This is a genomic window from Bifidobacterium catenulatum subsp. kashiwanohense JCM 15439 = DSM 21854 (genome assembly GCF_001042615.1).
GTDB classification, from domain to species: Bacteria; Actinomycetota; Actinomycetes; order Actinomycetales; family Bifidobacteriaceae; genus Bifidobacterium; species Bifidobacterium catenulatum.
Genome location: NZ_AP012327.1, coordinates 1,347,674 through 1,364,873, shown reverse-complemented (window position 1 = coordinate 1,364,873; position 17,200 = coordinate 1,347,674). Strand labels below are relative to the sequence as shown.

At 57.4% G+C, this 17,200-nt stretch carries 16 protein-coding genes; 14 read left to right on the top strand and 2 right to left on the bottom strand.

The annotated features are described in order from the left end of the window. Window positions 1–269: 269 nt before the first annotated feature. Both BBKW_RS05985 and BBKW_RS10955 read right to left on the bottom strand, forming a co-directional pair. Window positions 270–812 carry an LOG family protein gene (locus BBKW_RS05985; RefSeq protein ID WP_033501030.1) on the bottom strand — a complete coding sequence of 181 codons (543 nt, stop codon included), beginning with the start codon at window positions 810–812 and terminating at the stop codon, window positions 270–272. Between the two features lie 68 nt (window positions 813–880). Continuing rightward, window positions 881–1,246: an FtsX-like permease family protein gene (locus BBKW_RS10955; protein WP_231858453.1), complete on the bottom strand. Its 366-nt coding sequence runs from the start codon at window positions 1,244–1,246 to the stop codon at window positions 881–883. A 53-nt stretch (window positions 1,247–1,299) separates the two neighbouring features. Between BBKW_RS10955 and BBKW_RS05975 the strand changes: the two genes are divergently transcribed. The 14 genes from BBKW_RS05975 (at window position 1,300) to BBKW_RS05915 (ending at window position 17,160) form a co-directional block, all read left to right on the top strand. Then, window positions 1,300–2,172 (top strand): TrmH family RNA methyltransferase, encoded by an 873-nt coding sequence (locus BBKW_RS05975; RefSeq protein WP_033501031.1) that lies wholly within the window; start codon window positions 1,300–1,302, stop codon window positions 2,170–2,172. A gap of 65 nt (window positions 2,173–2,237) precedes the next feature. Further along, window positions 2,238–3,305 (top strand): phenylalanine--tRNA ligase subunit alpha, encoded by a 1,068-nt coding sequence (gene pheS / locus BBKW_RS05970; protein WP_004222372.1) that lies wholly within the window; start codon window positions 2,238–2,240, stop codon window positions 3,303–3,305. A gap of 7 nt (window positions 3,306–3,312) precedes the next feature. Then, entirely contained in the window at window positions 3,313–5,922 is a 2,610-nt protein-coding gene (gene pheT, locus BBKW_RS05965) for a phenylalanine--tRNA ligase subunit beta (protein ID WP_128832385.1), read from the top strand. Window positions 5,923–5,946: 24 nt separating this feature from the next. Beyond that, window positions 5,947–6,675 carry a DUF4190 domain-containing protein gene (locus tag BBKW_RS05960; protein ID WP_193786583.1) on the top strand — a complete coding sequence of 243 codons (729 nt, stop codon included), beginning with the start codon at window positions 5,947–5,949 and terminating at the stop codon, window positions 6,673–6,675. A 145-nt stretch (window positions 6,676–6,820) separates the two neighbouring features. Continuing rightward, window positions 6,821–7,915 (top strand): N-acetyl-gamma-glutamyl-phosphate reductase, encoded by a 1,095-nt coding sequence (argC, locus tag BBKW_RS05955; RefSeq protein WP_033501034.1) that lies wholly within the window; start codon window positions 6,821–6,823, stop codon window positions 7,913–7,915. Continuing rightward, entirely contained in the window at window positions 7,912–9,084 is a 1,173-nt protein-coding gene (argJ, locus tag BBKW_RS05950) for a bifunctional glutamate N-acetyltransferase/amino-acid acetyltransferase ArgJ (RefSeq protein WP_033501035.1), read from the top strand. Before argC ends, argJ begins: the two co-directional genes overlap by 4 nt. A gap of 10 nt (window positions 9,085–9,094) precedes the next feature. Next, window positions 9,095–10,051 (top strand): acetylglutamate kinase, encoded by a 957-nt coding sequence (gene argB / locus BBKW_RS05945; RefSeq protein WP_003834622.1) that lies wholly within the window; start codon window positions 9,095–9,097, stop codon window positions 10,049–10,051. Next, a complete protein-coding gene (locus BBKW_RS05940) occupies window positions 10,041–11,336 on the top strand; it encodes an acetylornithine transaminase (RefSeq protein WP_033501036.1) in 1,296 nt (431 codons plus the stop codon). Before argB ends, BBKW_RS05940 begins: the two co-directional genes overlap by 11 nt. A gap of 50 nt (window positions 11,337–11,386) precedes the next feature. Further along, the gene (gene argF, locus BBKW_RS05935) at window positions 11,387–12,355 is read left to right on the top strand and encodes an ornithine carbamoyltransferase (protein WP_022244994.1); all 969 of its coding nucleotides are present in this window, start codon (window positions 11,387–11,389) and stop codon (window positions 12,353–12,355) included. Next, window positions 12,355–12,870, top strand: coding sequence for an arginine repressor (gene argR / locus BBKW_RS05930; RefSeq protein ID WP_022244995.1), 516 nt, complete (start codon window positions 12,355–12,357; stop codon window positions 12,868–12,870). Before argF ends, argR begins: the two co-directional genes overlap by 1 nt. A 77-nt stretch (window positions 12,871–12,947) precedes the next feature. Beyond that, window positions 12,948–14,204, top strand: coding sequence for an argininosuccinate synthase (locus BBKW_RS05925; RefSeq protein ID WP_003810287.1), 1,257 nt, complete (start codon window positions 12,948–12,950; stop codon window positions 14,202–14,204). 109 nt (window positions 14,205–14,313) lie between these two features. Beyond that, window positions 14,314–15,801, top strand: coding sequence for an argininosuccinate lyase (argH, locus tag BBKW_RS05920; protein WP_022244997.1), 1,488 nt, complete (start codon window positions 14,314–14,316; stop codon window positions 15,799–15,801). 33 nt (window positions 15,802–15,834) lie between these two features. Continuing rightward, window positions 15,835–16,344 (top strand): HD domain-containing protein, encoded by a 510-nt coding sequence (locus BBKW_RS10180; protein ID WP_022244998.1) that lies wholly within the window; start codon window positions 15,835–15,837, stop codon window positions 16,342–16,344. Window positions 16,345–16,356: 12 nt separating this feature from the next. Next, window positions 16,357–17,160, top strand: a complete 804-nt coding sequence (locus tag BBKW_RS05915) for a putative ABC transporter permease (protein WP_022244999.1) — start codon at window positions 16,357–16,359, stop codon at window positions 17,158–17,160. Window positions 17,161–17,200: the final 40 nt, after the last annotated feature.

The following is a 17,200-nucleotide window of genomic DNA, read 5'->3' as shown; positions in this document are numbered from 1 at the left end:
CGGGATGTTCATGGTAACGAAACTGTAAATCATGCAGACAATAAAAACGCAAATCCATTCTTCGCGTGGCCGACGGATACGGGTTCCATCCGATCAGCAGGTTCGGCAAACAAAGCATCCCGGAGTTGACCGGATGCGCTGCGGGGCATGTGGGTGCATGTTGGTTGTGATGGGCCGGTTGGAGGATATTCCGGCCGATTATGAGGGTCGTTTGGGCGTCCCCGTTTTCTTGAAAAACCTGTCGAATAAAAACGACCTTACTGAGCCGCCTATGCCTTGTGCATGGCGATAATATGCTCTATCTCGGCAAGATCCGAAGCGAAATAGATACCATGCTGGCGTTCCCCTGTGGAGAAGCCATCGTCGATCATGCGCTGCAGCAACGCCTTCATATCATCGTAGAAACCGTTGAGATTATAGAAAATGCAAGGCTGTGCCAACTGGTCAAGACAGACTTTGGACACGACCTCGCTGATCTCCTCCAACGTTCCCGTGCCCCCGGGGAACGCAATGAACACGTCGCCAAGCTCGATCATGCGCGTGCGTCGTTCGGTGATGTTCGGCACGATGGTGAGCTGGGTCAGATTCTTATGCGCGACACCCTTGTCCACGAACATCTGCGCTTCGATGCCGGTCACCTCGCCGCCATGCTCAAGCACAGTGTCGGCGATGACTGCCATCAGCCCCTCGTTGGAACCGCCATACACCAAACGGTGCCCGTTCTCGGCAATCCATATGGCCAGCTCCGCCACGGCCTGCTTGTATGCGGGGTTGTTGCCTTCGTGAGCTCCTAAATACACCGTGACGTTCATGTTTGTACCTCCAACATTCATGGGATGATGTCGCGCGCCCAACCGTAATCAGACAATAAGTCAGATAATCAGTGTAACGAACCGATGTTCGCAAACCAATCGAAAGCGGTGAGACACACTCGCAAGCTGTGCATATCTTTCATGGATGTGCAAAAGCCCCATACTCGGCCTGCCAAATTCATGATATGCCGAATACGGGGCGAAATAAGGGGAGCGAAGCGTCCAACGACACCCTGCATATCGCGACCGAACTGCGCCGCAACCTTGACTTTGTCCGCACCGATCTCGGTAAGTACGCCGATCTCATACTTACGTTCACGTACGTTCAGCAATGTGATGACCACCAGCACCACAATGAGCAGCGTCAACGCGAACTTCGACAGGTTGTTGAGCGTACCAGGTTGGGTTCGCGATTCTCCACTTTTCTGAATCAAAAACACGACATGAACGGGGCATACGTTGCGGCAATGGTGTTAGGCTAACGCGTATGCCTATAAAATCCGAAGTCATTGCGAACACCAAGTCGGAGCGCGTCCACCGCGTGTCCGAACTTGCCGATCGAAAAGGGCGGAAACGGTCCGGCCATTTCATGGTGGAAGGCCCGCAGTCGGTGCGTGAGCTGCTGACATACCATCCTGGGATTGTCGAGGACCTTTACGTTGAGGTTGAGTCAGCACAGCCCGATGCCTCGTTTGCGACACCTGTCGTCGCGCAGATGGCGGGCAAGGCCATGCAATCCGGCGTGTATGTGCACAAGGTCACTCATGCGGTGATGCACCGTATGAGCGCCGACGCGCAAGGCGCGCTTGCCGTCGCAGACATGCAGGCTTTCCTTGATTCATCCGCTGTTCCAGACGATTTCGACGGACATGCGATGGTCGCCGCGTTTTGGCAGGTCCGCGATCCCGGTAACGCTGGAACCGTGATCCGTTCCGCCGATGCGGCCGGCTGCTCCGCCGTGGTATTGGTCGACGACTGCGTGGACGTGTTCAATCCGAAAGTGATCCGCTCCACTGCGGGATCACTGTTCCACCTTCCGATTCTGGCCATGGGAACAGACGACTTCTTTGCATGGTGCGATACTCACGAGCTGGCAGTGTATGCGGCTGATGTATATGGCACGGATTCCCGACAGCCGGAATCCCTGACGGATGTAATCGCCGCGCCGGAAACGCTTGCCGGAGCCAAAGCGGTGTTGTTTGGCAATGAGGCGCGTGGATTGACCAAGGAAGTTTTGGAACGAACCGATAGGATCGTGTCCATACCGCTCTATGGCAAAGCGGAATCCTTGAACCTCGGCACCAGTTCGGCGGTAATGCTGCTGAGCTTGGCTATGTCGAGTCATGTTGAAAGAATGTAAAGTCGGAAAACGTTGAAATTGCGCGTTTTTCGCGTAAAACAAACGGGGAATGAGAAAGGTATCTCGTGGCAGAAGGTGCGGTATTCGACGCCCAAGCGGTAACCGATGCGGTTGCCGAGGGCATCGCGAAAATCGAAAACGCCTCCAGCATGGAGGAATTGAAAGCCATCAAGACGCAGTACGCCGGAGCGGAATCCGCGATGACGCAGGCCAGCAAGGCCATCGGCGCGTTGCCGAAGGACCAGAAGAAAGACGCCGGCAAGATTATGGGCAAGCTGCGCGCCGATTTCGGTCGTGCGTATGGCACCAAGGAACAGCAGGTCAAAGCCGAGGAAGAGGCCCGTGCGCTTGCCGCCGAAACCGTGGATATGACCCTTCCGGTCAACCGCAAGCCGCTTGGCGCACGCCACCCGTTGCCGAAGCTGATGGAGGATGTCGAAGACTTCTTCATCTCCATGGGCTGGCAGATTTCCGACGGTCCTGAAGTGGAAACCGAATGGTACGACTTCGACGCGCTGAACTTCGGTCCCGATCATCCGGCACGTCAGATGCAGGATACCTTCTATGTCAAGGGCAATCAGGCCAAGGATGCCGCAGGCTTCGTCGGATCCAACATGGTGCTGCGCACCCAGACCTCCTCCGATCAGGTGCGTGGTCTGCTCACCCGTGGCGTGCCGCTGTACATCGCATGCCCAGGCCGTGTGTTCCGCACCGATGAGCTCGACGCCACCCATACGCCGGTGTTCCACCAGGTGGAGGCTCTTGCGGTCGACAAGCATCTGACCATGGCCGATCTGAAGGGCGTGCTCGATAAGCTTGCCGTGGCCATGTTCGGTCCGGAAGCCAAGACCCGTCTGCGCCCGAGCTATTTCCCGTTCACCGAGCCGAGCGCCGAACTCGACCTGTGGTTCCCCGATAAGAAGGGTGGCGCAGGCTGGCTTGAATGGGGCGGCTGCGGCATGGTCAACCCGAACGTGCTGAAGTCCGCAGGCCTCGATCCCGAGGTCTACACCGGCTTCGCCTTCGGCGTCGGCGTGGAGCGTACCCTGCTGCTGCGCCATGACATCAACGACATGCACGACCTGGTCGAAGGCGACGTGCGATTCAGCGAACAGTTTGTGATGGGGGAGTGATTGACCCATGCCAATGGTTGACATTGATTGGCTCAAGGACCATGTCGAGGTTCCGGAAGGCCTTACATACGAACAGCTTGCCAAAGATCTGGTGAAGGTCGGTCTCGAAGAGGAAGAGATCCACACCTCCCAGCTGGTCGGTCCGATCGTCGTCGGCTATGTGGTCGATGCCACTCCGGAACCGCAGAAGAACGGCAAGATCATTAACTGGTGCCATGTTGACGTCGGCGACGAATACAACGAGACCGATGAGAACGGCAACAAGGTGCCGCGCGGCATCATCTGCGGCGCGCCGAACATGGCTGCCGGCGAAAAGGTCGTTGTGACGCTTCCTGGCGCTGTGCTGCCGGGCGATTTCAAGATCGAACCACGCAAGACCTACGGCCATATTTCCAACGGCATGTGCGCTTCCGAACGTGAGCTTGGATTGGGTGATAACCATGACGGCATCATCCTGCTGCGCAAGTACGGCTTCACCCCGGAAGAGTATGAGAAGCTCCAGCCGGGCGACGACGCAATGCACCTGCTGCACTTGGATGAGCCGCTGCTGGAGATCAACATCACTCCGGATCGCGGCTACGCGTTCTCATACCGTGGCGTGTCTCGCGAATACCATCATTCCACTGGTGCGGCCTACACCGATCCGGCTGTCGCTCTGAACGAGAAGGCGCCGATTACCAAGGGCCTGCCGGAAGGCACCAAGACCGACATCGAAGTGATCGTCGACGACAATAATCCGATTCACGGTGTGGTTGGATGCGATCGCTATTACGCTCGCGCGGTCAAGGGATTCGATCCGGCCAGCCATACACCGAACTGGATGCGTCGGCGCCTGGCCCGCGCTGGCATGCGTTCCATCTCCTTGGCCGTGGATGTCACCAACTATGTGATGCTCGACTTGGGACAGCCGATGCATGCCTACGATCTGGACAAGATCGAAGGGCCGATCGTGGTGCGTCGCGCCAACGAAGGTGAGAAGCTCACCACGTTGGACGGCAAGGATCACGATTTGAATGTCGAAGATCTGCTGATCACCGATTCCCCGAACGGCGAACGCGGCTCCCGTGTGCTTGGTATCGCAGGTGTGATGGGCGGCATGTATGGCGAGGTCACTGCTGATACCAAGAACATCCTGCTGGAATCCGCGCACTTCGATCAGGTGTCGATCGCGCGTTCCGCACGCCGTCACAAGATTCCGTCCGAAGCCTCCCGTCGTTTCGAACGCGGTGTGGACGACCAGCTGCAGCCGGCAGCCGCCCAAATGGCCGCCGAACTGATGGTTAAGTACGGCAATGGCGAGCCGAGCGAGCACCCGACCGACTTCAACACCGTCTCCAACCGCCGTCCGATCTTGTTCAAAGCTTCGGAAGTGGCTCGTGTGGCCGGACTTGACACGGATGTGAATACCATCAGCGACATTCTTACCGATATCGGTTGCTCCGTCGCCGGAGGTGGCAATGGCGAGTTTTCCGTGGTGCCCCCCAGTTGGCGCCCCGATTTGAACGAGCCGTGCGATTTGGTTGAGGAAGTGGCGCGTCTTGTCGGATATGACGAGATTCCCGTCACCGTGCCGCCGGCACCGGTCGAAGGCAGGGTCGGTCTGACTGCCGAGCAGCTGCGTAAGCGCCAGGTTGCCGATGAACTTGCCGAATACGGTATGGTGGAAACGTTGAGCTATCCATTCGTCGGCGATGAGGATTACAAGAACCTCGCGCTGGACGCCGCTGAGACGAAGAACGTCAGCGTGGAGATTGCCAACCCGCTCGCCGGTGATCGTCCGTTCCTGCGTCGCGATATTATTCCAACGCTGGCACAGACCGTTCAGCGCAATCTGCGTCGCGGCGTGGAGAATGTGTCGCTGTATGAGATCGGCCACGTGTATCTGTGGGATCCGAACGCCCCTGCGATTCCAGCGTTGCCGGGTGCCGTCAAGCCGACGGACGAGCAGCTTGCCGCGCTTGATGCCGGTCTTCCGGACCAGCCGATGCATGTTGCTGGTATTCTGACCGGCAACGCCGTTGACTCCGGTTGGCTGGGCGAGCGCCGCGCAGTGGATTGGTCTGACGCCGTCGAGGCGGTGCAGCGCATCTCCGACCGTATTGGTGCAGCTCTCACGCTGGATCAGCCGAAGGCTGAAGATGTGCCGGCACAATGGCACCCGGGCCGTGCGGCCCGCGTGATGGCCGGTGACGTATTCGTCGGCATGGTCGGCGAGCTTCACCCGCACATCAACGAGGCGTTGGGCTTCTCGGCCCATTCCGCGGCCTTTGAGTTGGATTTGACCGCGCTGTTCGCCACGTTGAGCGGCAAGCCGGTGCAGGCCAAACCGATCTCCACCTTCCCGCCGGTCAAGCAGGACTTGGCTTTCACGGTGTCCACCGACGTTACGGCCGCTGAACTCAAGCAGGTCATCGTCGAAGCCGCCGGAGACAGTCTTGAAAGTATTGAGCTGTTCGATGTGTACACCGGCGATCAGCTGGGCGAAGGCGAAAAGTCCTTGGCCTACGCGGTCACATTCCGCGCTCCGGATAAGACTCTCGCTTCCGAAGACAGCGAAGCCATCCGCAAGCGTATTGTGGATGAAGCGTCCAAACTGGGTGCGCAGCTGCGTGCCTGATCCCAACCTTCCCAAGAACAGAGGATGATTATGAACGAACCGGAACAGTATCAGCCGAACAACACCGACGAACGTCAGGAGACGGCTGATGCTGCTCCGGTTTCGCCATCTTCTGACGCCGCTGCGCCTTCACAGCCGGAATATGGTCAAATTAGCCAACCCGAATATGGCGCGATGAGCAGCCAGCTGCCGGTCGGCTACGATCCATACGTATATGGCGCGCCTGAACCTGAACCGCAACCCACGGATGCCGCTCAGCAGCAGAATACGCAATACCAAACGGGGCAATACCCTTCAAATGGGCAACAGCCGATGCCTTCGTACAGTGCGAATGGACAACAGAATCCATACGGTGCCAATCCGTATGGGCCAAATCCGTATGATCCGAGCCGATATCCGCAACGGGGCAATATGCCTTATCTGCCGAATCTGGATCTCAACGATCCCCGGCAGAATCCCGCATACGGCCATTGGGATGCCTATGCGATCATGTCTCTCGTGTTTGCCGTGCTGATGCCGGTGCCGGTCCTTCCTGCGTTGGTCGGCGCGATCTCGATGTGGCGTACCAAGAAGCTCCATATGAAAGGGCATGGTCTTGCCCTTGCCGCGGTGATCATCAACGTGCTGTACACCTTGGCTGTGATTTGGCTGGCGATGCATGGACTTTCCGTCGCTGACCTGTATAACGAGGCGTTGCAAAATATGTTTGGCGGTGCAGGATCAGGGCAAGGAGACGAGTCGATCACCGCCTGATTTAGTGTGTTTTCCAGTCTTTTAATAATCGTCATTGTCACGCAGTGACCACTATGCGACACGAAATGAATGCATAATTATGCAATGTAGTGCATAAAGTGTATGCTGAATGTGTTTTCAGTGAGTCAATGAAAAGAGACGAGACATGGCCAAATACACAGTAGCTGTGGCCGGTGCGACCGGATATGCAGGAGGCGAGGCCCTCCGTATCCTTGCGGCCCATCCATATTTCGAAGTGACGTGCGTGGCCGGGCATTCATCCGTTGGTGACAAGCTTGGTAAGCATATGCCGCATATTCCGCAACTTGCCGACCTTGTGGTGGAAGACACCACTCCGGAAGTGCTTAATGGGCATGACGTCATTATTCTTGCCCTGCCTCATGGGGCATCCGGCGCATTGGCCTCGCAGCTTGATCCGAATGCCGTGGTGGTGGACTTGGGGGCCGACCATAGGCTTGAGGAAAAAACCGCATGGGATGAGTTCTACGGCGGCGACTTCTATGGGCACTGGACTTACGGCATGCCTGAGCTCATTACAGGCGTTGCGGCGGAAGACTCCTACATCAGGCAGCGCGAATCTCTTGCCGGAACCAAACGCATCGCGGGACCGGGATGCAATGTGACCGCTACCACGCTAGCGCTCCAGCCAGGTGTGGCCCAAGGACTTGTCGAACCGGCCGACATTGTGGCTGACTTGGTGGTCGGCTATTCCGGAGCCGGCAAGAACCTGAAGCGTACCAACCTGCTGGCCGCAGAGGCCTTCGGATCCGCATTGCCGTATTCAGTGGGAGGCACGCATCGCCATATTCCAGAGATTTTGCAGAATCTCGCCCATGCGGCAGGCAAGAACGCTTCCGATGCAAGTGAATTCACGTTGGGATTCACTCCGATTCTCGCTCCGATGGCTCGAGGCATTCTCGCCACGGTCTCCGCTAAACTCACCGACAAGGCTTTGACGATGACGGACGAGCAGATCAGGCAGGTTTGGCTTGACGCTTACAAGGACCAGGATTTCATGGTGGTTCTTCCGGAAGGCGTGATGCCGGCCACCGGAAACATCATCGGATCGAATGCCGCCCATATACAAGTGGTGGTTGATCATAAGGCCGGACGTCTGCTGGCGTTCGCGGCCATCGATAATCTTAACCGCGGCACGGCAGGACAGGCTGTGCAGTCACTGAATGTGGCGCTGGGACTTCCTGAAGATGCAGGATTGACGAAGATTGGAGTGGCACCGTGAGTGTAACATTTGCGCAAGGTTTTTCCGCGGCCGGCGTGGAAGCCGGTATTTCCGCAGTCGAAGGCAAGAAGGATCTGGCTCTTGTAGTCAATAACGGTCCGCTGGATGCGGCTGCCGGAGTGTTCACTTCGAACCGTTTCTGCGCGGCTCCCGTGCAGTGGACACGCAAGATTGTGGCCGACGGTCATGTGAAAGCCGTCATCCTTAATTCCGGAGGCGCAAACGCATGCACTGGCCAGCCGGGATATGAGCAGTCCAAGGCCACGGCCCAAAAGGTCGCGGCGCTTGTAGGTGCCAAAGACAGTGATGTCGCGGTCTGCTCCACGGGTCTGATCGGTGAGCTTCTGCCTCTTGACCATGTACTTTCTGGCGCAGACAAAGCGTTCGCGGCCCTTGCCGATACCGCTCAGGCCGGTGCGGATGCGTCCCATGCCATCATGACCACCGACACCAAGCCGAAAACCATTGAACTTGAAGGGTCCGATGGATTCCGTGTCGGCGGCATGGTCAAAGGGTCAGGCATGATCGCACCTCAGCTAGCCACCATGCTATGCGTCATCACCACGGATGCCGTGGTGAGCGCCGGCCAGTTGCAGGCAGCTCTGAACACTGGAGTGGAAATGTCATTCAACCGCATTGACGTTGACGGTTGCATGTCCACTAACGACACCGTGCTTTTGCTTGCATCTGGAGCATCCGGTATCGAACCGGATCCCGACGAGTTCAACGAACTTGTGGCGCAAGTGACTGCCTCCTTGGCGCGTCAGATTGTTGGAGATGGTGAGGGCGCGAGCCATGACATCCGTGTCAAGGTGACTGGTGCCACCACGGAAGATGCGGCGCTTGCTTGCGGTCGTGCGGTAGCGTCATCCAATTTGCTGAAATGCGCCATTTCCGGCAATGACCCGAATTGGGGACGTATTGTCAGCTCGTTGGGCACTGTGCCATCGGAAGTCGCGCCATACGATTCCAATAAAGTCACGGTTGATGTCAATGGCGTGCGTATCTGTGAAAACGGCGGTGCCGGACGCGATCGATCCGAAGTCGATATGACTCCGCGCGAGGTACACATCGACATCGATTTGCATGCGGGAAATGCGGAAGCAACCGTCTGGACCGACGATTTGACCCACGAATACGTACACATTAATGCAGATTACGAAAGCTGATTGAACGGTAATGACCAAGGAACTCAAAGGACCTGGATTCCATTTTGACGTGCATACCGATTTGCGCGCCGACCAAAAGGCGGAAGTGCTAATCGAGGCACTACCATGGCTTGAGGAATTCGCCGGACAGCGCATCGTCATCAAATATGGCGGCAATGCGATGATCGACGATCATCTCAAGGCCTGTTTCGCTGAAGATATGGTGTTTCTGCGACAGGTCGGCTTGCATCCGGTTGTGGTGCATGGCGGAGGTCCGCAGATTTCTCACATGCTTAAAGCTTTGGGCATTAAGTCGGAGTTCAAGGGAGGCCTGAGGGTCACCACGCCGGAGGCCATGGAAGTGGTGCGTATGGTTTTGACGGGCAAGGTTTCCCGTGAACTTGTCGGATTGATCAATGCCCATGGTCCGTTCGCGGTCGGTCTTTCCGGTGAGGATGGTGCGCTCTTTTCCGCCATGCAGCGCAAGCCGATCATCAATGGTTCTCCAACCGATATCGGTTTGGTTGGCGACGTGGTGAGCGTCGACGCATCCGCGGTTGAGGACCTGATCAATGCCGGGCGCATCCCTGTCGTGTCCTCGGTGGCTCCAAATGAGGATGATGCTACCGAAGTGTTGAATGTGAATGCCGATTCCGCGGCTGCGGCGCTTGCGGCCGCTCTTGGCGCCAGCAAGCTGGTCGTGTTGACTGATGTGGATGGCCTGTACGCCGATTGGCCGGACAGGGACTCTCTGATCGGACGTATCGGCGTGGAGAACCTACGCGATATGCTGCCGGATTTGGAAAGCGGCATGCGTCCCAAGATGGAGGCCTGTGTCAGGGCCATCGACGGAGGCGTGCCGCGCGCCCACATCATCGACGGACGCAAGCCGCATTCCATCCTGAATGAGATTTTCACCACAGACGGCATTGGAACCATGGTCGTTCCCGAAGACGGTATTGAAATGAGGAGCTCGTATGGCAACTGAACAGTTGGAAAACCTCGGTAGTGAGGACGCCAAGTGGCTGGGGGAGTACTCCCAGGTGCACATGAACGTGTTCGGCACGCCTCTGCGCGTTATGGATTATGGCAAAGGCGCGCATATCTGGGACGTCGATGGCAATGAATACCTCGACTTCCTTGCGGGCATCGCAGTGAACGCGCTCGGCTACGCCCATCCGAAATGGGTGAAGGCCATCAGCGAGCAGGCCGCCAAAGCCGCCCATGTGAGCAACTACTTTGCCACGGAGCCGCAGATCAAACTGGCGTCGAAGCTCATTGAGCTTGCAGGCGCTCCCGAGGGATCTCATGTGTATTTCGGCAACTCCGGAGCGGAAGGTAACGAGGCGGCATTGAAACTCGCCAAACTGTATGGCCGCACCTTACCGGGCGCATCGCCTGCCATTGTCGGAAAGCCGGCACGTATCATCGCCATGACCCACGGTTTCCATGGGCGTACCATGGGCGCGCTGTCCGCAACGTGGAAGCCCGCTATCCGAGAAGCGTTCGAGCCGCTGGTTCCCAATATCGAATTTGTCGAAGCTAGTGACGATGCCGCATTGCATGACGCTTTTGCCGAAACCGGTCCCGGCAAATATGGCAAGGGTCCTGTCGCCGCCGTCATCATGGAGCTGATTCAAGGTGAGGCCGGCGTGCGCCCGCTTGGTGCCGACTACGTGAAGAAAGCCCGTCAGATGTGCGACGACAACAATGCGTTGCTCATCATCGATGAGGTCCAGACAGGCATCGGGCGCACTGGATCCTGGTTCGCATTCCAGCGTGAGGATCTTGCGGGCGGAGTGGTTCCGGATGTCGTAACCTTCGCCAAGGGCGTTGCAGGCGGTTTCCCGATGGGTGGCATGATCTCTTTCGGCGCCAAGCTTTCCGCGCTGTTCACCCCAGGATCCCACGGCTCCACCTTTGCGGGCAATCCTCTCGGAGCGGCCGCTGCAATGGCCACGTTGGAAACCATTGAGGAAGACGGCCTTGTGGCCAACGCCGAGGCGCGTGGCCAGCAATTGCGTGACGGCATCATGGCTTGCGGTAATCCGCTCTTCGTCTCCGTGCGTGGACGTGGCTTGCTCGATGCGGTCGAACTTGCCCATCCATGCGCGCATGCGGCGATGAATTGGGTGTTGGAGCACGGTCTGATCGTCAACGCGGTGGCGCCGAATGCGCTTCGTCTTGTCCCTCCGTTGGTGGTGACCGAACAGGATATTGATCAGGCCATCTCCATCCTCGCGAAGATCCCCACGGATCTTCCCAACGACTGAACATAGCCGTCAATCACAACGAACCGGAAATCTTTTGAAAGGAGCCAGCAATGGCAACTCCTGAATTGCGCCACATGTTGCGCGATGACGATCTCAACCATGAAGAGCAGAAGCAGGTTCTCGAACTTGCCATCAAATTTCATAACAACCGTTTCTACCATCAGCCGTTCGCCGGACCGCAGGGCATCGCGGTGATCTTCGACAAGCCGAGCACCCGAACCCGTTCCAGCTTCTCCATTGGCGTTGCCGAACTGGGCGGCTATCCGCTGGTCATCGACAAGTCCGGATCCCAGCTGGGCCGTGGCGAACCGGTGGCAGACACCGCACGTGTACTTGACCGCATGGCCTATGGTGTGGTGTGGCGCACCTTCGGCCAGGATCGTGTGGAGGAAATGGCGAAGTATTCCACCCATCCGGTGGTGAACGCTTTGACCGATGAATTCCACCCTTGCCAGATTCTTGCCGACTTCCAGACCATTGCTGAGCATCGTGGGGGCGTCGATAATCTGAAGAACCAAACCATCGCCTACCTCGGTGACGCGGCCAACAACATGTCAAACTCCTACCTTCTCGGCGGTGCCGTGGCCGGCATGAACGTACGCGTTGCAGGCCCGAACGGCTATCTGCCGGATCCGCAGATCGTTGCCGATGCCGAAGCCATCGCATCCGAAACCGGCGGGTCCGTGCTGGTGACCACGGACCCGAAGGAAGCGGTCGCCGGCGCTGATTGCGTGTTCACCGACACGTGGGTTTCCATGGGCGAAGAAGCGGAATACTCCATCCGTTCCAAGCCGTTCTGGGATTATCAGGTGAATGCCGATCTCATGTCTTACGCCAAGGAAGATGCCATCTTCCAGCATTGCCTGCCTGCATACCGTGGCAAGGAGGTCACCTCCGAAGTCATCGACGGACCACAGTCCGTGGTTTGGGATGAGGCCGGTAACCGTCTGCATGCGCAGAAGGCGCTGCTGACTTGGCTTGCCGGCAAGGCCCGCGGCGATGAAAGCCTGCTGGCCTGATGACGGACCAAACGCCTGCGCTGCAACGCCCCGCCACACGGGCCGCTCGATTGAGCGCCATCGAGCAGGCGCTGCTGACGCGCATCGTCACCTCGCAATCGCAATTGTCGCAGATTCTCGCAAATCAGGGCATCGAAGTGACCCAGGCCACCTTGAGCCGCGATCTCGACGAGATCCATGCCACCAAAACCCGTTTGGCTGACGGAACCGTGGCCTATGCGCTGGGCAAACAGCCGGAAGAAGCCGCATCGGCCAATCCTGATGCAAAAACGGAACAGCAGATGAACCGTGTGCTTTCCGGATTAGTCACTTCGGTCGCTGCGGCCAGGAATCTGGTGGTGGTCCACACGCCGTCTGGCGCGGCTCAGTATGTGGCAAGTGTGGTTGACAAGCAGCCCATCGATGGAGTGCTCGGCACCATTGCCGGGGACGATACCGTCATGGTGATCTGCGCCGATGACGATTATGCGAAACAGCGTGCGCAATGGCTGTTGGACGTTGTGTCCAAAGGCTGAATAGCCATATAGTGGACACGACGCACCGTATATGCATAAATATACAGAGCATTGCATATACTGATGAATAACGTTTGATGTTAGAAAGGGAAACCATGAGCGATCAAAATCGTCTCGTTCTGGCGTACTCCGGTGGTCTGGATACCTCCGTCGCCATTTCATATCTGAAGGAACGCACCGGCAAGGATGTCGTGGCCGTATCCCTCGACGTCGGTCAGGGTGGCGAAAGCCTCGAAACTATCAAGCAGCGCGCGCTTGCCTGCGGTGCCGTTGAAGCGTATGTGGTAGACGCCCGCGACGAGTTCGCCAATGAGTACTGCATGAAGGCGCTGAAGGCCAACGCCCTATATGAGGGTGTGTATCCGCTGGTTTCCGCCATTTCCCGCCCGCTCATCTCCAAGCATCTTGTGCGCGCCGCCCACCAGTTCGGCGCCGACACCATCTCCCATGGCTGCACCGGCAAGGGCAACGACCAGGTCCGTTTCGAGGTGTCCATCTCCTCCATCGACCCGACGCTGAAGGCCATCAGCCCGATCCGTGACCTGTCGCTGACGCGCGACGTCGAGATTGCATTCGCTAAGGAGCACAAGCTTCCGATCGTGCAGACCGAGAAGAGCCCGTTCTCCATCGATCAGAACGTGTGGGGCCGCGCCATCGAAACCGGATTCCTTGAGGATCCGTGGAACGGCCCGACCAAGGACTGCTACTCTTACACCGACGATCCGGCATTCCCGCCGGTCGAAGATGAGGTCGTCATCGAATTCAAGCAGGGCATCCCTGTCAAGATCGACGGTCACGACGTTACTCCGCTGCAGGCCATCGAAGAGATGAACCGTCGCGCAGGCGCACAGGGCATCGGACGTATCGATCTGATCGAGGACCGTCTGGTCGGCATCAAGTCCCGCGAGCTGTACGAGGCTCCGGGCGCTATCGCACTGATCACCGCCCACCAGGAACTCGAAAACTGCTGCCTCGAACGCGAGCAGCATCGCATCAAGCGCGATATCGACAAGCGCTGGGCCGAACTCGTCTACGATGCGCAGTGGTTCTCCCCGGCAACGCAGTCCCTGAACGCCTTCATCGAAGATACCCAGAAGTATGTTTCCGGCGAAATCCGCATGATTCTGCATGGTGGCCGCGCCGTCGTGACCGGTCGTCGTTCCGACACCTCGCTGTATGACTACAATCTGGCCACCTACGATTCCGGCGACAGCTTCGATCAGAAGTCGTCCAACGGCTTCATCGACATCTACGGTCTGCCGAGCCGTGTGGCCGCAGCCCGTGACGTCAAGTTCGGCAATGGAATCGAGGTTCCGGAAAACAGCGTCGAGTAAGCGGGTTTTTACACCAAATCGTCTCGATAATGGGGGAGAGTGTACCGTTAGGACCATCCTGACTGGTATTCTCTCCCTCAGCCATATCTGCAAGGAGAATGAAGTAACAATGACCGAGAGCACAACCAATGGTGAACACCTCGCCCTGTGGGGCGGCCGTTTCAAGTCCGGCCCGTCTCCGGAACTCGCGCGACTGAGCAAGTCCACCCAATTCGATTGGCGTCTTGCCGATGACGATATCGCAGGCTCACGCGCCCACGCCCGTGCGCTCGGACGTGCGGGACTGTTGACCGCTGACGAGCTGCAGCGTATGGAAGATGCTCTCGACGAGCTGCAGCGTCGTGTGGATTCCGGTGCGTTTGCTCCAATCGAAGACGATGAGGACGAAGCCACCGCATTGGAACGTGGACTGCTGCAGATTGCCGGAGACGAACTTGGAGGCAAGCTCCGCGCCGGCCGTTCCCGCAACGACCAGATCGCTGCACTGATTCGCATGTGGCTCCGTCGCCACAGCCGCGTCATCGCCAAAATGTTGCTCGGCCTCGCCGCGACACTGACCGAACAGGCCGAAAAGGCTGGACGCACCGTCATGCCGGGCCGCACCCACATGCAGCACGCCCAGCCGGTATTGCTCGCACACCAGCTGATGGCTCACGTGTGGCCGCTACTGCGCGATGTGGAACGTCTTGCCGATTGGGACAAGCGCATCGACGCAAGCCCGTATGGTTCCGGTGCCCTCGCCGGCAACACCCTTGGCTTGGAGCCGGTGGCCGTGGCCCGCGAACTTGGTTTCTCCAAGGTGACCGCGAACTCCATCGACGGTACCGCCAGCCGTGATCTGGTTGCCGAATTCGCATTCATTGCGGCCATGGCAGGTGTCGACATCAGTCGGCTGTCTGAAGAAATCATCATCTGGAACACCCAGGAATTCGCGTTCGTGCGCCTTGACGACGCTTATTCCACTGGATCGTCCATCATGCCGCAGAAGAAAAACCCGGATATCGCGGAACTCGCACGAGGCAAGTCCGGCCGTCTCATTGGCGATCTGGCTGGTTTGCTCACCACGCTGAAGGGCCTGCCCACCGCTTATGCGCGTGATCTTCAGGAAGACAAGGAAGCCGTATTCGATCAGGTCGACACGCTGGAAGTGCTCCTTCCCGCGTTCACCGGCATGGTCGGCACCATGGTCTTCAACAAGGAACGCCTCGAAGCAGAAGCCCCGACCGGTTTCGCCCTCGCCACCGACATCGCCGAATGGCTCGTCAAGAACGGAGTGCCGTTCCGCCATGCACATGAGCTTTCCGGCGCATGCGTGAAGATCGCCGAAGACCGCGGCCAGGAACTGTGGGACCTGACTGACGATGACTTCGTCGAGGTCTTCAAGGAATTCCTTCCGGCCGACAAGGCGCCTGAAGTGCGCGAAGTGCTGTCCACCGAAGGTTCGGTTTCCGCCCGCAATGGCAAGGGAGGTACGTCTCCGCTGCGTGTGCGCGAGCAGATCGTTTCCGCGAAAACCGCCATCGAACAGCTGCGTGCCTTCGCAAACTCCGTCAGTGATGGCCCGGCATACAAGACGCCGGAATCATTGCTTAAGTAACCACAGCAACAATACATAAACAAAGGCAAAGCGGTGCCACTGACACGAACGCAGATACAGCAGCTTGTTCGGCTTCACGGCCAGGAAATACTATGCCATGAGCATATGCAGATCGAAAGAGTCTGTTACCAGCATGGCGTGGTCACCACGTTTGCGCATTCCATTCGTGTGGCCTGTCTGACCGTATGGATTGCAGACAGGTTGCACTTATGGCATAGGGTGGATTTGCATTCGTTGATTCGCGCCGCTCTGCTGCATGATTATTTTCTATACGACTGGCATGCTCATGATGGTGGCCGGCATCGTATGCATGGTTTCACCCATGGTGGCACCGCCATGCGCAATGCCATGCGTGATTTCCATCTCAATAGAGTGGAACGTGACAGCATTGAGAACCATATGTTTCCTTTGACACCGATACCGCCTCGGTATCTTGAAGGGTATTTGGTGACTATCGCAGATAAGATCAGCGCCACACGGGAGACGTTCAGCTTTGACCGCTTCTATAAGACGAAAACCAATACGTGCATAAGTGGAAAGTGACGGCTCAAAGGCATGCTCCTGTTGGAATACCTGTTCTTATGGTTTCTGTTCTATTCATTTGCCGGATGGGTATACGAGTCGATTCTTGTGTCCGTTTCGGAACGTCGTTTGGTGAATCGTGGTTTCCTGAATGGTCCCGTCTGTCCGATCTACGGTTGTGGAGCCGTTCTTGCGATTATGCTGCTGCATGATCTGCATAATCCCTTCGCTGTTTTTCTCATCTCCTCGATTGGCGCATGCATACTTGAATACATCACGTCATGGGGCATGGAAAAGCTATTCCACGCGCGGTGGTGGGATTACAGTCATCTCCGATTCAACGTTCAAGGGCGCATTTGTTTGCTTGGAGCGGTGGTGTTCGGTCTGCTGGGTGTGCTCATCACAGATGTGATACAGCCTGAAGTGAATCGTGTCACACAGATGATTCCTTTGCCGGCGGTGCATTGGATGTGTGTGATTTTCATGGCGCTTATCGTCGCGGATACCATTATCACAGTGCTTGGCATCATCGATTTGGCCGATAATCTTGCGAAGTTCAGTGAAACCGTGCAGGCATATGCGGAGAAGGCCGGCGATTCTCTGCAATGGGGCAAGGACGTTTTCCGAGACAAATTCCGTGACAAGGTACAAGACAAGGTTCAGGACTGGTCGGACTCTTCGCAGGAGATTCTTGCCAGTATGCAGGCCACTGCCGCATCTATCCTGAACAAGCAGCAGCGTCGTATGATCAACGCATTCCCACGCCTGCGTTTCACGGATTCCATCAAATACAGCAAGATCATCGAAACTCTGCACGAAATGCTGCGTCGCAAATAATCGCGCAATAAGCAACGACATGAAATTGCCTGCCGCTCGA